At 47.0% G+C, this 18,445-nt stretch carries 15 protein-coding genes; 6 read left to right on the forward strand and 9 right to left on the reverse strand.

Annotation, left to right across the window (positions count from 1 at the left end; all coding sequences use genetic code 11):
- The first annotated feature begins 42 nt into the window (after positions 1-42).
- On the forward strand, positions 43-1,590 hold the full coding sequence (locus P8H32_RS03150; RefSeq protein WP_301088444.1) for a hypothetical protein: 1,548 nt from the start codon (positions 43-45) through the stop codon (positions 1,588-1,590).
- Between the two features lie 7 nt (positions 1,591-1,597).
- On the opposite strand, the gene dbpA is transcribed toward P8H32_RS03150, so the two are convergent.
- From dbpA to P8H32_RS03165, 3 genes are all read right to left on the reverse strand, one after another.
- Positions 1,598-2,980: an ATP-dependent RNA helicase DbpA gene (dbpA, locus tag P8H32_RS03155; protein ID WP_297291683.1), complete on the reverse strand. Its 1,383-nt coding sequence runs from the start codon at positions 2,978-2,980 to the stop codon at positions 1,598-1,600.
- A gap of 53 nt (positions 2,981-3,033) precedes the next feature.
- On the reverse strand, positions 3,034-4,152 hold the full coding sequence (locus tag P8H32_RS03160; RefSeq protein WP_297291684.1) for a methyltransferase domain-containing protein: 1,119 nt from the start codon (positions 4,150-4,152) through the stop codon (positions 3,034-3,036).
- Positions 4,153-4,302: 150 nt separating this feature from the next.
- Positions 4,303-6,444, reverse strand: coding sequence for an FAD-dependent oxidoreductase (locus tag P8H32_RS03165; RefSeq protein WP_301088445.1), 2,142 nt, complete (start codon positions 6,442-6,444; stop codon positions 4,303-4,305).
- A gap of 337 nt (positions 6,445-6,781) precedes the next feature.
- Here P8H32_RS03165 and trxA point away from each other — a divergent pair, with 337 nt between their 5' ends.
- The 4 genes from trxA to hemW all read left to right on the forward strand — a co-directional run bounded on the left by trxA (position 6,782) and on the right by hemW (position 11,244).
- Positions 6,782-7,108 (forward strand): thioredoxin TrxA, encoded by a 327-nt coding sequence (trxA, locus tag P8H32_RS03170; RefSeq protein ID WP_301088446.1) that lies wholly within the window; start codon positions 6,782-6,784, stop codon positions 7,106-7,108.
- A 218-nt stretch (positions 7,109-7,326) separates the two neighbouring features.
- Positions 7,327-8,586: a transcription termination factor Rho gene (rho, locus tag P8H32_RS03175; protein ID WP_297291687.1), complete on the forward strand. Its 1,260-nt coding sequence runs from the start codon at positions 7,327-7,329 to the stop codon at positions 8,584-8,586.
- A 45-nt stretch (positions 8,587-8,631) separates the two neighbouring features.
- The gene (gene ubiD, locus P8H32_RS03180; RefSeq protein ID WP_301088447.1) at positions 8,632-10,098 is read left to right on the forward strand and encodes a 4-hydroxy-3-polyprenylbenzoate decarboxylase; all 1,467 of its coding nucleotides are present in this window, start codon (positions 8,632-8,634) and stop codon (positions 10,096-10,098) included.
- A gap of 12 nt (positions 10,099-10,110) precedes the next feature.
- Positions 10,111-11,244 carry a radical SAM family heme chaperone HemW gene (gene hemW, locus P8H32_RS03185; protein ID WP_301088448.1) on the forward strand — a complete coding sequence of 378 codons (1,134 nt, stop codon included), beginning with the start codon at positions 10,111-10,113 and terminating at the stop codon, positions 11,242-11,244.
- Between the two features lie 60 nt (positions 11,245-11,304).
- Here hemW and P8H32_RS03190 read toward each other — a convergent pair whose 3' ends face one another.
- Positions 11,305-12,144 (reverse strand): PEP-CTERM sorting domain-containing protein, encoded by an 840-nt coding sequence (locus P8H32_RS03190; protein ID WP_301088449.1) that lies wholly within the window; start codon positions 12,142-12,144, stop codon positions 11,305-11,307.
- 406 nt (positions 12,145-12,550) lie between these two features.
- Between P8H32_RS03190 and ilvD the strand changes: the two genes are divergently transcribed.
- A complete protein-coding gene (gene ilvD / locus P8H32_RS03195) occupies positions 12,551-14,395 on the forward strand; it encodes a dihydroxy-acid dehydratase (protein ID WP_301088450.1) in 1,845 nt (614 codons plus the stop codon).
- A gap of 138 nt (positions 14,396-14,533) precedes the next feature.
- Here ilvD and P8H32_RS03200 read toward each other — a convergent pair whose 3' ends face one another.
- From P8H32_RS03200 to P8H32_RS03220, 5 genes are all read right to left on the reverse strand, one after another.
- Complete coding sequence (locus P8H32_RS03200; RefSeq protein WP_301088451.1) at positions 14,534-15,889, reverse strand: hypothetical protein; 1,356 nt, start codon at positions 15,887-15,889, stop codon at positions 14,534-14,536.
- 41 nt (positions 15,890-15,930) lie between these two features.
- Complete coding sequence (locus P8H32_RS03205) at positions 15,931-16,539, reverse strand: energy transducer TonB (protein ID WP_297292499.1); 609 nt, start codon at positions 16,537-16,539, stop codon at positions 15,931-15,933.
- Between the two features lie 6 nt (positions 16,540-16,545).
- Positions 16,546-16,956, reverse strand: a complete 411-nt coding sequence (locus P8H32_RS03210; protein WP_297292498.1) for a biopolymer transporter ExbD — start codon at positions 16,954-16,956, stop codon at positions 16,546-16,548.
- A gap of 10 nt (positions 16,957-16,966) precedes the next feature.
- Positions 16,967-17,491 (reverse strand): MotA/TolQ/ExbB proton channel family protein, encoded by a 525-nt coding sequence (locus P8H32_RS03215; protein ID WP_297292497.1) that lies wholly within the window; start codon positions 17,489-17,491, stop codon positions 16,967-16,969.
- Positions 17,492-18,445: MotA/TolQ/ExbB proton channel family protein (locus P8H32_RS03220; RefSeq protein ID WP_301088452.1), on the reverse strand; the 954-nt coding region annotated here is incomplete at its 5' end.

Consider the following 18,445-nt stretch of genomic DNA (forward strand, 5'->3'; position numbering starts at 1 on the left):
AGTAAAAACAAATCACGTCCCGGTCTGTTAAGGAAACTAATCATGGAAATGAATAGCGGCGTTTTTTACATGGTTCTGGAGATATATTTTGTTCTAATAGCCTTGATTGCCATCCTGCTTTTTGTATTAAAGAGTAAAATCAATCGAATAAGAGTGTTGGAAAATAAAATAGTTACAGCCCTACCAGAATCAATTTCAAAGCCTCTATCAAAAACAAGCAGTGATCACACCATCGAACTGGTTGATGCCGGCGAACACCAAGCACTAAAGGATAAACTGCAGTCACTGCAACAAAGCCTGATAAAACGCAATAAACTGGTGATAGAACTTACCGAAAAGCTAGACCAGTCACAGGCCGGCTGCGATACAGCCAACAAATTACGTAGCAATATTGAGGACGAATCCAGCCTGATCGCAAACCTCAAAGGTGAGCTGGATAATGCTGAAAACATGTACCAGCAAGCCCAGACTAAAATCCAGCAGCTTGAAAACGCCAACAGTCAGCACGCCATTCTTACCCGAGATAAAAACACCGCACCCCAGGACCACTTCGACCAGAATGAGATTGCAAGACTGAGGGATGTACTGGAAGACTTAATGGAGAAATATAACGGTGCCAAACACCAGCTTGAAGAACTCAGGCTTAGCAACAGCGAAAAACGCAGCATTATTTTAAGGCTGGCAAGCGAGCAGACCAAAATGAGCGTGGACACCAGCGAAGAGATTGGTGACATTATTGACAAACTGAAAATTGAACTGCGCGATTCCGAAATGTGCACCGCCGTATTGGAGTCCGAGACCGAAAGCCTGCGTGAAAAAGTCCATGAGCTCACTGAAGAAATTAATATCATCCATACAGCCGGCGCCGAGGTAGAAACACCCGAAGTCAAAAAAGACAACAAGCTCGACGAGTTTGGGCAGATGCTGCTGGATAGCCTGACTTCCATCACCGGGCTAAACGAGTCGGAAGATATCGCCACACAACTTATCCATCTTGCCAAAGGCATTAATGTCGAGATCTGTTTTTTACTCAGGAATAACTTGACGACCTATTGGGGCGGCACCCACGAGCATGTAGAAGAAAAAATTCAAAAATTATTACTGGGCATCGAATCCAGCGGCGATGAGCGCTGGATTGAAACCACCGACGGCGCCATTCTGTCACTGGATTATTGTCGGGTTATTATACTGGGCGTCAGCATCGAAAACCCTCCCGTAGACTTGCAGCGCCTGGCCAAAGCTTTCTCGACTGCCAATGCCGCCACCAAGCAAATTGAGCTGCAAATAAAAGTAACGCAACAAAAAAATCGGCTTAATAAGATTATTAACAACACCAAAAGCTCGGTTAGTGCCATGGAAAGCCAGCACAAGCAAATCATTGACCAAGCCAAAGAGGCCGTCAAAATCTTTAATGCGGAGTTTGATCAGTTTTCTCAAAGCGTTGAATTTTCGCAACTTCAATCGGAGTGTATTAGCGATATTATCAATGACCTTAGCGAGAGAATGAGTGCCTTATTTGCCACCGATTTTTCCATCGACAAGTCATACCTTGAACTAACGACCTTACTGGAAGCCGATGATGCCTCTTAAACAAAAGCTAACGTAATTGGCGAACCTTAAATTTACGGCCTTTAATCTTTCCTTTTTCAAGGCGCTTCAAAGCCTGGCCTGCCACTGCGCGATCTATAGCGACATAAGCCACGTGATCAAGCACGGTAATTTTTCCCACGGTCTTACCCTCAATGCCCGCATCACCGGTTAATGCGCCCAGGATATCACCCGGCCTTACTTTTTCTTTGCGGCCACCGCCTATGCACAGACTGACCATAGGCGGCTCGGCAACGGCATCTTTATGGGGGTCCAAAGTGTCAATGGCATCGAAATCCAACGGAAGATTTTGGTACTCAGCTATAGCTTCCACTTTGTATTTTTCAGCATCGGAAAATAAGCTAAACGCTAAGCCCTCTTTACCTGCACGGCCGGTACGACCAATACGGTGAATATAAATTTCAGGATCACGGGGCAGATCAAAATTTATCACCGCCTCCAAATTATCAATATCCAGACCTCGTGCGGCAACATCCGTGGCAATCAACAAGGAACAACTGCGGTGTGAAAACTGTACCAGCACCTGGTCGCGGTCACGCTGCTCTAAATCACCGTGCAAGGCCTTGGCGCTCAATCCCTGTTCGCGTAAGTACTCGCAGACGTCTTTAACCACTTTTATCGTATTACAAAAAATTACCGCGGACCCTACCGAGTAATTCCCCAGCAATACCAACAAGCCCTCAAGTTTATTAGATTTGCTGGTAATAAATAATCGCTGCTGAATATGATTGCTGCTATGAATAGACTCTACCGTAATCTCAATAGGATTCTGCTGGAAACTGGCACTAAGCTTTTTGATTTCTTTGGGGTAGGTTGCGGAAAACAATAGCGTCTGCCGCTGTGACGGTGTTTCCTTGATAATGGTTTCCATATCCTCATAAAAACCCATATCCAACATTCGGTCCGCTTCGTCTAACACCAGAGTGTTGACCCGTGACAGGTTCAGCGTTTTCTTACGCAGATGATCTTTAATCCGCCCGGGCGTACCCACAATAATATGCGCACCATGCTCAAGCGAACCGATTTGCGGGCCAATAGATTGACCTCCGCACAAGACCACCACTTTAATATTTTGCCGATAGCGGGCCAGGCGGCGAATTTCTGTGGCTACCTGAGTACTAAGCTCACGGGTTGGGCAAAGCACCAAGGACTGCGCACCAAAATCCCTGGGGTTAATTTTGGTCAGCATGGCAATGGCAAAAGCGGCGGTTTTACCACTGCCGGTTTTGGCTTGGGCGATAATATCCTTGCCCTCCAAAACCAGCGGTAGGCTTTGTTGTTGAATTGGTGTCATCGCTTGATAACCCAGTTGATCAAGGTTATCGAGCTGGGCTGGCGGTAAATTCAGGGCAGAAAAACGGGTATCAGTCACAGGGGCTCTATCTGAAATTGTTCAAGGGGGCGAGACAATGGCACAGCCAGCCGTTAACAGCAAGCCTCGCTGGTGCCCGTACCCACTTGCAACCCACCCTTAGTCTCACTGGCAGCACGCAAGGTACCGGCAGGTTTCGAGAAACACCCCAGATTGATATCCTGTGCCGGTGACATGCAAACAAAATCTTTGGCATAGGGACCATCTTTAATAAGGTCAAAAGTGCGGCGCGAGACAGCAATACGCTCGCCTCTTGGATAGCGATTACCCAAATCATCAAACACTTCACTATAGGGGCCGCGATATAATACGGCTTCACCCGCATCATATAGATTTTCTTTGCTGGGCTTTGTGGCTAACAAAGTTACTGAGCGGAATTCAATATCCTCGACCACCTGCCAGGGCTGGTCATCCCATTTGTCATAGCCTACGGCAACAAAACCGGCATCAAGAAATGCCTGTAGAAATTCTTTTTCCTCAAAGGCACCAGAGATACAACCACTCCATAGGGTTTCATCTTGTTGCAAACTTTCAGGCACATGCTCATCAGAAATAATATCGGAGATAGCCACACGGCCACCAGGTTTAAGTACCCTAAAAATTTCACTGATCATTTGCTGGCGGTTACTTTTATCCACCAGATTTAAAACACAGTTTGAAATCACCAAACTCACTGTATTATCTGCAACCATAGGATTAGTTTTACGTTGCTTTTTCTTCCATGAATCCAGTAAATTTAACTGTTCGGCATCGACTACCGGCTCGGCCTTTAATTTCGCTTCCAGCGATTCAACACTAAGTCCTAAATCCTGAATATAACCTTTATGAAAAGTGACTCTGTCACCACCTAACTTTTCTGCCATGGTTTGTTGATGACTGCGGGCCAATGCCAACATATCGTCAGTCATATCAACACCGATCACATGCCCCTTTTCACCCACTAACTGAGCGGCCATATAACAAATTTTTCCACCGCCGGACCCCAAGTCCAATACCACATCCCCCTCCTGAACATAGCGGGAAGGATCACCACAGCCATAATCTCTTTCAATAATTTCCTGCGGCAACATTTTTAATAGCGAGGTATCGTAATCAACGGGGCAACAAAGTGCTTCCTGGCGTTCATTGGCGCCTTCGGCATAACGCTCACTGACACTGGCTTCAACGGACATAGTTTTTCCTCATAATTGGTGTCGTTCCCGCGAAGGCGGGAATCCAGACTGCATGTTCATGCTGTTATTTCCGCTAAGGCGGAAATCTACAGTGCTGGGTCCCCGCCTTCGCGGGAACGACGTTGTAGTACAGAAATGACGGTGTTTATTTCATCGACGCCATGTATGGAATTTTTCCACCCACCGCAATAAACCTTCAGGTTTATGGGCTTTTTTCCATTCACCGGCAGCGTATTTATTCGCTTCACTTAAGGTGGGATAGATATGAATCGTTCCCATAATTTTATTTAATCCCAACCCATGGCGCATAGCTAAAATATATTCTGCAATTAACTCACTGGCATGGTAGCCAACGATGGTGACGCCAAGGATCTTATCTTTACCCGGTACGGTCAACACTTTTACAAAACCATGGGCTTCACTATCGGCAATCGCCCGATCCAGATCATCAATACCGTACTTAGTCACTTCATAAGCAATTTCTTTTGCCTTGGCTTCTTTTTCGCTTAGCCCCACTCTTGCCACTTCAGGGTCAGAAAAAGTAACCCAGGGGATGACTGAATAATCGACTTTGAATTTTTTAAAGCTGCCAAACAAAGCATTAACAGCCGCATACCAAGCCTGGTGCGAGGCAACATGGGTAAATTGGTAAGGACCTGCAACATCGCCACAGGCATAGATAGTTGGACAGCGGGTTCTCAAATGCTGATCAACGGCCACTGTACCATTGTCATTGCAGGCAACACCTACACTCTCAAGGCCAATATGCTCAGTATTGGCCTGGCGGCCAATGGCCAATAAAACCTGGTCGCAGTCAATACGGATCTCATCGCTGCTATTAATCGAGACCACCACGGTTTTACATTCATCGCCCTGCTGCAGCTCCACAATGGCACTTTGCTCTAACACTCTTATACCATCTTGCTGAAACTGCCTAATCACCTGTTCCGCCACATCGGCATCTTCTTTGGGTATTAACTGGCTGCGTACCACCATGGTGACTTCACTGCCTAAGCGCACCAAGGCCTGGGCCAGCTCACAACCAATGGGACCACCGCCAACCACCACCAAGCGTTTAGGCAGCTCACGAATATTCCAAATGGTATCTGAGGTTAAATAATCACAGCTTTCAATACCGGGAATATCTGGCACTGCTGGCCGGCCGCCGGTTGCCACCACAATATTACGGGCACTGAGTGTTTCACCATTAACCTCCACTTCCCAGGGAGAAACAATCTTCGCCTCACCCTGCACACAGTGAACACCTAATTCGGTATAGCGCTCAACCGAGTCATGGGGTTCGATTGTCGCAATAATTTTTTCTACTCGGGCCATCACCGCGGGAAAGTCCACTTCACCGGATACATTTTTCAAACCGTAATCCGTGGCGCGCTGCAGGTAATGATTGATTCGACTGGAACGAATAATGGCTTTACTGGGCACACAGCCGGTATTTAAACAATCACCCCCCATCTTATGTTTTTCAATCAGGGTAACTTTGGCTTTAACCGTAGCCGCAATATAGGAAGACACCAAACCACCGGCACCCGCACCAATAACTAACAGGTTGTTATCAAATTGCCGGGGCTTTTTAAAACCGGCCTTTTTGTAGTCAGACCAAATTTTTCGCCGTTTCACCACAGCAACAATCAGCTTGGCAATCCATGGAAATAAACCCAACAGCACAAATGAACCCAGCAAAGCCGGCGATAAAATGCCGCTTAAGCTATCCAGCTGCGCCAACTGCGTACCGGCGTTTACATAGACTGCAGTGCCAGCCAACATCCCTATCTGGCTCACCCAATAAAACGGCCAAAGCCTAATAGGGGTTAATGCCATTGCCAGGTTGATTACAAAGAAAGGAAACACCGGCACCAGGCGCAAGGTAAAGAGATAAAACTCTCCCTCTTTTTCTACCCCCTGGTTAATCGCCGTAAGATGACTGGCAAAACGCTGCTGCACCCAATCACGCAACAGGCCGCGAGCAATCAAAAACGCCAGACTGGCGCCAATGGTTGAAGCAAACGACACAATCAGCAAGCCCCAGCCCAAACCAAATAATGCGCCACCTACCAGAGTCATAACCGCAGCACCCGGTAGAGAAAAGGCCGTCACCGCTACATAAATAACAAAATAAACCAGCGCCACAAACAGGGGGTGGGCCTGCTGGTATTCGCTAATGGCCTGTTTCTGGCTATTAAAAAAATCCAGACTGAGATACTGGCCAGCATCAAAATAGAAAAAGCCGCCAATAGCCAACAATACGATAATCAATAGGATGTTTCGTTGCATAGATTTTCTGCGCCTGAATAAGCAATGGCGAGTGGACTCAATACCACCCGTTAGGTTCCCTGTTACGGATTTATACTACCCTCAAACAGTACTACTTGTTAGATCAGGGATAAGCTAAGCACCAAATGGTCTAGCATCTCCACCTTGAATTCACCTTTTACGCCCCTATTATGGTCAGCATTAGCAGTTCAAGCCTTGTCTGTTAAGCACGCAATGGTATTATACCGCACCCGATACAACAGACGACACGGTGTTGTATTAATGTTGTTACTAATAAGAATGCTCAGTGTAGCGAATATCACAGGCCCCCGAGCCTCATAGTTTTGGAGAAAAAATCATGAGCGACAGTATCGTTCACGTCACAGACGCAAGTTTTGAAGCCGATGTATTAGGTGCCGATGTACCGGTATTAGTAGACTTTTGGGCCGAATGGTGTGGCCCTTGTAAGATGATTGCACCCGTTATTGCCGAAATTGCCGCACAATATGAAGGCAAGCTTAAGGTCTGCAAAATGGACGTTGATGCCAATACTGAAACAGCTCCCAAGTTCGGTATTCGGGGTATTCCAACGTTAATGATCTTCAAAAATGGCAATGCTGAAGCCACTAAAGTCGGTGCTCTATCCAAGACTCAGCTCAGTGAATTTATCGAAGGCGCCCTATAAGCGTCTATATCCGGCCCTGATAGCAAAAAAGTGCTATTCAGGGCTGGACGCGTTGTCTTTTCAGTGTTAGATTCACTCCCGACTGCACGTTCTGCGTCACCCCAGTACCCTATTTCCTTAATTTAACTACCTAAAACTATCCCTTAAATACCCGAAAATCTACACGCGTCCGCGTACTCCATTGTAGTTTTCGTAACTTGAAAAATTCCAATAATCTTATGAATCTAACTGACTTAAAAACCAAGCCAACCCAAGAATTGCTCGATATCGCCAAAGAAATTGGCCTCGACAATATCGCCCGCCAGCGTAAACAGGACATTATTTTCTCGATCCTGAAGCGGCACGCCAAAAGTGGCGAAGATATCTCCGGTGATGGCGTATTAGAGATTCTGCAGGACGGTTTTGGTTTCCTTAGAAGTGCCGACTGCTCTTATTTAGCCGGCCCAGACGATATTTACGTCTCACCCAGCCAAATTCGCCGCTTTAACCTGCGTACCGGTGATACGATTTCCGGCAAAATTCGGCCCCCTAAAGACGGCGAGCGCTATTTTGCCCTACTGAAAGTCAGTGAAGTTAATTACACCCAGCCCGAACAATCCAAGAATAAAGTCCTGTTTGAAAACCTTACCCCCCTATTTCCCGATGAGCGCTGTGTGCTGGAAGTGGGTAATGGTTCCACAGAAGATTTAACCGGTCGTATCATCGACCTGACCTCTCCCATTGGTAAAGGTGCACGGGGCTTGATCGTAGCGCCGCCAAAAGCCGGTAAGACATTAATGTTGCAGCATATTGCCCAAAGCATGGTGCGCAACAACCCCGAGTGCTACATGATCGTACTACTGATTGATGAGCGCCCGGAGGAAGTCACCGAAATGCAGCGCTCGGTACGCGCTGAAGTGGTGGCATCAACCTTTGATGAGCCGCCAGCCCGTCACGTCCAGGTGGCCGAAATGGTTATCGAAAAAGCCAAGCGCCTGGTTGAGCACAAGAAAGATGTTGTTATCCTGTTAGATTCGATTACCCGTTTAGCCCGCGCCTACAACACGATCATTCCTTCATCCGGTAAAGTACTAACCGGTGGTGTAGACGCCCACGCCCTTGAGCGCCCCAAGCGCTTCTTTGGTGCTGCCCGTAATGTTGAGGAAGGCGGTAGCTTAACCATTATTGCTACGGCACTGATTGATACCGGTTCAAAAATGGACGAGGTTATCTACGAAGAATTTAAAGGCACCGGCAATATGGAATTACACCTTGACCGCAAGGTAGCTGAAAAACGGGTTTACCCCGCTATCAATATTCGCCGCTCCGGTACTCGCCGCGAAGAGCGCCTGACGGACGAGGAAGAGTTGCAGAGAATGTGGATACTGCGCAAATTATTACACGGTATGGAAGACACCCCGGCCATCGAGTTTTTGTTGGATAAACTGAAAGACACCAAAACCAACGACGAATTCTTTTTGTCGATGAAGAGAAAATAATGCTTGGGGCGCGTTTTACTAACTCGCCCCAACGTATTTATTCCCATGAAATATAAAGACCTCCGTGACTTTATAGACTTTCTCGAACAACGCGGCGAATTGGTGCGCGTTACCGAGCCCGTCAACCCCAAACTGGAAATGACTGAAATTTGCGACCGTGTTTTACGCAGCGGCGGCCCAGCCATTTTATTTGAAAACCCCATAGGCTTTTCCACCCCCGTCCTGACCAATTTATTTGGCACCGAAAAACGGGTAGCACTGGGTATGGGGCAAGACGAAATCCTTAAGTTGCGGGAAGTTGGTGAACTGCTGGCCTATCTGCGCCAACCCGACCCACCCAAAGGTTTAAAAGATGCCTGGGACAAAGCGCCGATTTTAAAAAAGGTGCTAAAGATGGCACCCAAAATCATCAGCAAGCCCGACTGCCAAAAAAATATTATCAGCGGCGACGATGTCGACCTTTATCAATTACCGATCCAGACATGCTGGCCCGATGATGCCGGCCCGTTAATTACCTGGCCTTTGGTGGTAACGCGCGGACCGAATAAAGAACGGCAGAACCTCGGTATTTACCGGATGCAGTTAATCGCTAAAAATAAATTAATTATGCGCTGGTTATCCCACCGTGGTGGCGCTTTGGACTTTCAGGAATTCCAACAACGAAATCCTGGCAAGCCCTACCCGGTTTCCGTGGCTTTAGGTGCAGACCCCGCCACTATTTTAGGGGCAGTGACACCTGTTCCTGATAACTTAAGCGAGTATGCCTTTGCCGGTTTATTGCGCGATAGCAAAACCGAATTGGCGAAATCCTTAAGTAATGATTTAAATATTCCCGCCAGCTCAGAATATATTTTAGAAGGTTATATTGCCCCGGGTGAAATGGCTGACGAAGGCCCTTTCGGTGATCATACCGGCTATTACAATGAAGTCGATCAATTCCCGGTAATGACCGTGACCCATATCACTCACCGTGACAATCCAATCTACCATAGCACCTATACCGGAAGACCACCGGATGAACCGGCTATTTTAGGCTTGGCATTGAACGAAGTTTTTGTGCCGATTTTGCAAAAACAGTTTCCGGAAATCAGTGACTTTTATTTACCACCTGAAGGCTGCTCTTATCGCATCGCCGTTGTCACCATGAAAAAACAATACGCCGGCCACGCCAAGCGCGTGATGATGGGGGTATGGTCTTTTCTGCGACAGTTTATGTACACCAAATTTATTATTGTCACCGACGATGATATTAATGCGCGGGATTGGAAAGATGTCATTTGGGCCATGACCACCCGCATGGACCCACGCCGCGATTGCGTATTTATTGATAACTCCCCGATTGATTATTTGGATTTTGCCTCACCTGTTTCAGGCCTGGGCTCTAAGGTCGGCTTTGACGCCACTAATAAGATGGAGGGAGAAACCACCCGCGAATGGGGCTTGCCCATCACCATGGACGAAGCCACCCAGCAACGGGTTGATGAACTATGGTCCTCGCTGGGCCTGGATTAACGGTCACTGTCCGTGCTCGAACTACCACCGCTTAGCTTATATATCCATATCCCCTGGTGCATTCGAAAATGCCCCTATTGTGATTTTAATTCTCACACCACTGAAACACTGCCCGAACAAGACTACACCAAAGCGCTAATAGAAGATCTCGAACAAGAACTACCCCTGGTACAAAACCGCTCACTACATTCCATTTTTATTGGTGGCGGCACACCGAGTTTGTTTTCCGCCGCAGCTATTGCCGAAATACTTAACGCAGTAGAAAAACGCATCCCCTTTTCAACAGATATTGAAATTACGCTGGAGGCAAACCCCGGTACGGTAGAGCAAGAAAAATTTTCAGGCTATGCCGCCGCAGGGGTGAACCGTTTATCCATTGGCGTACAAAGTTTTAATGCTCAACACCTGCAAAGCCTTGGCAGAATCCATAGCAATACTGAAGCCATCAAAGCAGCAGCGACCGCAAAAAGTGCCGGTATCACTAATTTTAATATCGACTTAATGCATGGCCTGCCTCAACAAAGCCAGCAGCAAGCACTGGATGATATTCAGCAGGCTATCGACTTAGCGCCTGCCCATATTTCCTGGTATCAATTAACCATTGAGCCCAATACCGCTTTTTATAACGCACCGCCCACCCTACCCCCAGATGATAGTCTTGCCGATATCCAGGCTGCCGGTGAGCAACACTTGCAACAACACCGTTACCAGCAGTATGAAATTTCAGCCTATAGCCAGCCAGGCAAACAATCACAGCACAATATTAACTACTGGTCTTTTGGTGATTATATTGGCATTGGTGCAGGTGCCCATGGCAAGCAAAGTGACATTGCCAATCAACAGATCTTACGCCGCTGGAAAACCAGGGCACCTAACGATTTTCTCAATCCGAAAAAACATTTTAAGGCAGGGGAAAGACTATTAGCGGCCGATGAAATTCCGCTGGAGTTTATGATGAATAGCCTGAGACTTAACCAGGGCTTTCAAACTCAATTGTTTGAACAAAGGACAGGAATAGCACTGGCCACCCTGAATCAAAAGCTGGCATCATTGATAAAACGCGGCCTGTTACAACAGGCCGGTGACCGCACCTACCCAACAGCAACAGGCAGACGCTTTTTAAATAGCCTGCTGGAAGAATTTTAAATTCATAAATAGCAGGCAAAAAAATAGCCGCTAAGCGGCTATTCTAAACAGACTAAATTCTTAAGCTTTACGGCGCAACACCGTCAGACCAATAACACCTAGAGCTAATAACGCCACTGAAGAAGGCTCCGGCACTTTACGGGTGCCAATCTTTTCTGCATAACCCATCAAGTTATCGTTACCGCAGCCCATAGTGTTATGGAAATAGGCACTATCAATACCATTTTCAACAAACCAACTTAAATCAAAGTTATAGGCTGTTTTGTGAGTACCTTTTTTCCTTCTGCCATCACCTTTATAGCCGGCTTCAGCATCAGTCAGGCCTGTCTCATAATCAAATGAACCGCTGGCAACAGAATCAGCAAGGCCGTTATTTCCATCTTCCCCCACGTAAAGCCAAGCGCTAGAGCTGTAATTTGCTTTATAGAAAGCCTCACTCGTTACCGAGCTATCGGTCAGCTCCCTAAGTTCGTAGGTTTGGGCTTCCCAATCAATGTCGAATACGTAATCATAACCAAAGGTATCTACAACTTCGGTATTGCCCTTATCGCCACCGTGAACACCGCCCTGATTAATAGCGATATTGTCGCCATCGATATCCACAAAGATATCACCTGCATCAAAGCCGCTCTGGCCGTTCTTAAAGTCATAGCCACCAACTATAGCCAGGCCGCCGTTATCCTGAAGCCAAAAACCTTCTAAATCCCAAATTTGGCCATGCTGCATACCCGGCTCAACCTCACCGTCTTCCCTGGGTTTTGATACGCTGCCACGATGCCACTTCTCGTTAGTACTGTTGCCATCAAAAATGGTGATTTCAGTACCAGTAAATGGCAATGCCTCCAGCTGTACTGAATTCATCAAACCCATAGCTGCAGCCACTATCATTAACTTCTTCATTTGATACCGTCCAAAATATATCGCTAAATCAACAGCTTGCCATCCGAGACAAGCCAAACTTTACACACCGGCTTACTAAGCACAAATAATGCCGATATTATAAAAACCAATAAAAACAAGGAACTAGTAACATTTTTGTCATTCACAAAGACCTATTTGTAAACATTTTCGACGCAAAGCGTGGCTTTATATCCATAAAGTCTATATAAAACAATTACTTAGAACAATATTGACTGTTGCAAAGTTTTCCAACTACCAGATCGCTTTGTTACATTTTCTCCTGTAACACCTGTTACAGCGATGCACCTATTCCCTTATTGTGATAGTGACGCAATTTATCCCGCGAAGATAAACTCTATGCTATCCTTGCCGCCCTGGAATTACCCGCTTCACCAGAGGTTTAGCTATGCCACAGTACCGCTCCAAAACATCCACCGCCGGCCGCAATATGGCGGGCGCCCGCGCCCTATGGCGCGCCACTGGAATGAAAGATGACGACTTCCAAAAACCAATTATTGCTGTCGCCAACTCTTTCACCCAGTTTGTGCCTGGGCATGTTCACCTGAAAGATATGGGGCAACTGGTAGCGCGGGAGATCGAGAAAGCCGGCGGTGTGGCCAAAGAGTTCAATACTATTGCTGTCGATGATGGTATTGCTATGGGGCACGATGGCATGCTCTACAGTCTGCCTTCAAGGGACCTGATCGCCGATTCGGTAGAATATATGGTCAATGCCCACTGTGCCGACGCGATTGTCTGTATCTCCAACTGTGACAAGATCACCCCGGGGATGCTCAATGCCTCTATGCGGCTAAATATTCCAGTAATTTTTGTATCTGGCGGCCCTATGGAAGCGGGTAAAACTAAATTATCAGACCACAAACTCGATCTCGTGGACGCCATGGTAATTGCTGTTGACGACACCGCATCGGATGAAAAAGTCGCCGAGTATGAACGCTCTGCTTGCCCGACCTGCGGCTCATGCTCTGGTATGTTTACCGCCAACTCAATGAACTGCCTTACCGAAGCCTTAGGTTTATCCCTTCCCGGCAATGGCTCCATGCTGGCCACTCACGCTGATCGCGAGCAACTGTTTTTACAAGCGGGCCGAACCATTGTTGATATCACTCGTCGTTATTACGAGCAGGATGATGATGCGCTATTACCTCGCTCCATCGCCAATTTCAATGCCTTTGAAAACGCCATGAGTTTGGATATTGCCATGGGCGGCTCTACCAATACCATTCTGCATTTATTGGCAGCGGCACAGGAAGGCGGTATTGACTTCACTATGAAGGATATCGATCGCCTCTCACGTCGCGTTCCACAACTGTGTAAAGTGGCCCCTAATACCCCGCTTTACCATATGGAAGATGTTCACCGCGCCGGTGGTGTTATGGGCATACTGGGAGAATTAAACCGCGCCGGCTTATTGCACGAAGACAGCCCTACGGTTCACAGCGGCAGTATGAAAGAAGCTTTGCAGCGCTGGGATATTTGCCAAACCGAAGATGACACCGTTAAAACATTTTTTAAAGCAGGCCCTGCAGGTATTCCTACGCAAACCGCCTTCAGTCAAAGTACTCGCTGGCCATCGCTGGATAATGACCGCGCAGACGGCTGTATTCGCTCGTTAGAGAACGCCTTTTCGTTAGAAGGTGGTCTTGCCGTACTGTTCGGTAATATCGCTGCAGACGGCTGTGTGGTTAAAACCTCGGGGGTTGATGAAAGCATCCATGTATTTGAAGGCCCCGCCCATATTTGCGAAAGTCAGGACGTCGCCGTTGCGGATATTCTTGAAGGCCTGGTAAAAGAAGGCGATGTTGTGATTATTCGCTACGAAGGCCCTCAAGGTGGACCGGGTATGCAGGAAATGCTTTACCCAACCAGTTACTTAAAATCCAAAGGTTTAGGCAAAGCTTGCGCACTGTTGACCGATGGCCGCTTCTCCGGCGGTACTTCCGGTTTATCGATTGGTCATGCTTCACCAGAAGCTGCCGCGGGTGGTGCAATTGGCTTGGTGGAGCAAGGGGATACGATTAAAATTGATATTCCTAATCGCAGCATTAATGTTGATTTATCCGATAGTGAATTAGCACAGCGCCGTGAAGCGATGAACAACCGTGAAGATGGTGGCTGGAAACCTGTTGCGGATCGCCCGCGTAAAGTCACGGCCGCTTTAAAAGCCTATGCCAAAATGGCAACCAGTGCTGATAAAGGCGCAGTAAGAGATGTCTCAATGCTGGATTAATCCGTCATTAATTATTCTTCTTCCGGTTCCTCAACCGCCGTAATAAAATCAATATCCACCCTACGGCTCATTAGAGCGGGAGACTGGCACAAAAAAAGGCGCTTTTCAGCGCCTTTTTTTGTTGAGATGAAGCAGATTTTAAACCCGCTCCAAACTCTTCTGGCGAGCCAGTTCACGGTCCATAAACTTGATCCACTGCTCAGCGTATTGCTTGCTGCGCTTGTCCTTAGCGGCTTTATTAAAGGCAGAGCGAGCTGACTTGTACTGCTTAAGGTTGAAGTGCGCCATACCTTTGACCAGATAGGCAGTATCAGAGCGTTTTACACCGCCCTTCTTCAAACCTTTGTCACAAGCGTTAACCGCTTTTTTGAATTCGTCGTTATCCAGGTAGATGCTGCATAGGCGTGCCCACAGGTCACCCTTGTCGGACTTGCCGGCGGCTCTGGCCATTTCAGGAATGGCTTTTTTCACTTCCTGGGCCTGCCGCCATGAGTTACCTAGTAGCTCTAAATTCTTTGACGTAGCTTCAATGGTTTTCTCTTTGATGCCTTTGTCCAGAACTTTGGCCGCTTTGTAGGGCACATCGTTAAGTAAGAGCAAAGAAGCCATATTGATCAGCTCTTTTTCTTTATCCAGCATACCCTGAACATAGGCCGTCTCCATAGCATGCAGCTGCTTGGGTTCGTTTTTCAATTCAGAGTACATACCGGATAACTGCATCCAGTATTGCTTTTTAGGATAATGAATTAGCATCTCATTAAGAATAACGACTACTTTTTTGTAGTTTTCTTTTTCGTAATAAAGGAAACGCTGTAGGCCGTACCAGTTTTCTTTAGGTACTTTGCCTTTCTCTTTATACATGTTGATAGCGATCTCAACATTCTTTAAAGAGTTGTCATATTGCTTTAACTGGTAGTAACCCTGAGACAACAGCATATAAGCGCTGGCTGTTGGCGCTTCAGTAACTTCAAACCACTCCAATAGGGCTTCAACACCTTTGGCATAGTCTTCAGTGACGAAGTACAACTGGGCAACACTGTAACGCGCCTGAATCAAGGTACCTTCAGGGGCTTCAGGTAAAGTCAGGATTTGAGAATAAGCTCTTAATGCGCCGCGATAGTCTTCTTTACTGTAGTAAATAAACGCATCCATATTCAGAACGTTAGCCATTTCAGCATCGTTCAATGGCTTTCTACCGTTCTTCAAATCATTAAGAATTTCAAGCGCACCGGCAATATCTTTTGCTTCAACAGCTTCTTGTGCTGCCTGCAATTTTTCATAGACCTTGTTGTTCATGGCCTGGGTGCGTTTGGTTTTTCGCTTTTTCTGCTCTTCTTTCTTTTCCTGCGCCTGGGCAACACCCATCAACGCTTGATCGCTGTAGGGCTGCAATAAAGCAGGAACTACCGCTTGCGCGGCTAACACTGGTACGCTAATTAAAAAAGCGCGGCCCCAGCGTTTTAGTGGTGTAAGTGATAAAACATTCATAATCATTCAGCTAATTCCGAAGTTTTAAGCCTGATTACTTACGAGCTTTATTTTTCAAGCTCGTAAGTGAATCGGTTCTGTACGCCCAGTACATCGATAGCTTCGCCATCAATAACACGCGGCTTATATTTGAACTTAAGGGCCGCTTTCATAGAGGCACGTTCAAAATAACCTTTAGGCTGACAGTCGACTGCGACAGGATCTTTAATAGAACCTGATTTTGTCACGGTATACTCAATCGTACAGTAACCTTCAATACCCCGGCTATTTGCACGGCGAGGATACATGGGCGCTACCTTAACAATTGGCAGATATTCACCGTCAGCACCGCCAAGACCATTGCCCAAACCGATATTAACGTTGGTGTTCATGTTTGGAGACATGTTAACCGCGTCTGGATTGATATCCACATCGTCGATTTCAGGCTGATCAAGATCAGGTGGAGGTTCTTCTGGATCATCAGGCTTGTCGGGCTTGGGATCTTTGGTGTTAGCCTCAATCTCCCGGTCCGGCATGGTGATGTCGGCAATTTTAGTGGCCGGTTTTTCATCCAAAGTTTTGTCCGCCATTTCAATTAACAGCGGCATTAAATAGAAGAGCCCGGTAGTGACTAAAGCAGCTAACCCGGCACCTATTAATATGCGTAGGTAATTCATAATGGCTTAATCGTTTTCCGTGGCCAATGAAACATCGTAAACGTCCGCTGCGCGAGCTGAGTCGATCACGCTAGCAACAGTTTCAGTGTTGGATTCGTTATCCGCTTGAATAACAACAGCACCTTTAGGGTTCTCAGCATGCATACGTTCAATAACAGAACGAACAGCGCGCTTGTCGATGCGGCGTTTATCAATCCAGATTTCGTTAGTGGCACTAATGGCTATAAGGATGTTTACGTTTTCTTTCTTGGTAGCCGTCGAGGCTTCAGGACGGTTTACCTCGATACCGGCTTCTTTAATAAACGAAGCGGTAACGATAAAGAAGATAAGCATGATAAAGACAACGTCCAGCATGGGCGTTAAATCAATCTCGCCGCCTTCTTCTCCACCTGCATTTCTATTAGCATTTCTGCGCATGATATTTCTCTTAATGATCAGTTGTCAGATGGTCTTCAAGCAATACGCTTTCACGTTCTGCAATTTGCGTTACATAGGTATTGGCAAATACGCCGGACAGTGCAGCGACCATGCCAGCCATAGTTGGGATGGTCGCTTTCGACACACCACCAGCCATTGACTTGGCGTCACCACCACCTGTCACCGCCATGATATTAAATACTTCTATCATACCGGTTACCGTTCCCATTAATCCGAACAGTGGTGCCAGGGCAACCAGGGTTTTGATCATGGGTAAGCCAGCATTAATTTTCAGGTGAGCCTGGGAAATTAACTGACGACGGATTTGACGGGCGTTCCAGGACTTGCGTTCACGACGGGCTTCCCAGGTACTAATTGCGGAATCCAAATCTTGACGCAAGCTGGTTTTAAAATACCAAAAACGCTCGAAGACCAGTGTCCACAACGCGAAGGTAAGGGCGGCGATAAACCAGAGTACTGGCCCGCCCTGCTCCATGAAGCGAAAAATAAAGTCTAGTACGTCATTGAGATACATTTATTTTCCCAGTTGGGCCTCAGTATGCTCAGCGATAATGCCAGTTGATTGCTCATCTAACACATGAATAACTTTCTTGGCTTGACCGTTAGTAACGGTGTGCAGCAATACTGTTGGGATAGCGACAAGCAGACCCAATACAGTCGTTACTAGTGCACCCGAGATACCACCCGCCATCGCTTTAGGATCACCAGCACCAAAGATAGTGATAGCCTGGAATGTAATGATCATACCGGTTACCGTACCTAACAGACCCATCAAGGGAGCTACGGCAGCGATGATCTTCAATAGGTTAAGACCAAATTCGATCTTCGGTACTTCTTTCATAACCGCTTCAGAAAGCTTCAGCTCAAGCGTTTCAGTATCCATCGTTGGATTCTCTTCATGAACCATCAACACACGACCCAGTGGGTTGTTGTTGTTAGCCTTATCGCTCCTTAACTGGGCAGACACTTTAGAAGACATAGCTGCAAGAACAATCAGTCTCCAGATGGCTAACAAGAAGGCTAAGGCACCCACAGCTGTGATGGCATAACCAACGTTACCACCTTGATGCCAACGCTCTTGGATAGTCGGAGAGTTGATCAAAGCCGCCAGGAATGAACCGCCGCTTGGGCCAGTAGGGTCAGCACCGAAAGGGACTTTACCGCTAGTAGAACCCGCCAGGTCAGAAGCCCAACCCATATAGGCGCCGCTTGGCTGACGAGCCAATTCAGCTAATGTGTCAGTTTCAGCAATGTACTGTAAGTAACGACCTTCGTCGCTGATCACGTTGAAAGTACCAACACGAACAACCGTGCGGCTTTCTTTCTCGCCACCAGGCTTGGCAACTTCAGCAGTAAAGCTAACAACCTTACCTGACTCAGTCATTTCACGCTGAATTTCAAACCACAGACGCTCAATTTCTTCAATGCTAGGTAGCTGTTCAGCACCTGTCATTTTAGCAATCAACTG

The sequence above is a fragment of the Oceanicoccus sp. genome (genome assembly GCF_029238675.1).
Taxonomy (GTDB): Bacteria; Pseudomonadota; Gammaproteobacteria; order Pseudomonadales; family Dasaniaceae; genus Oceanicoccus.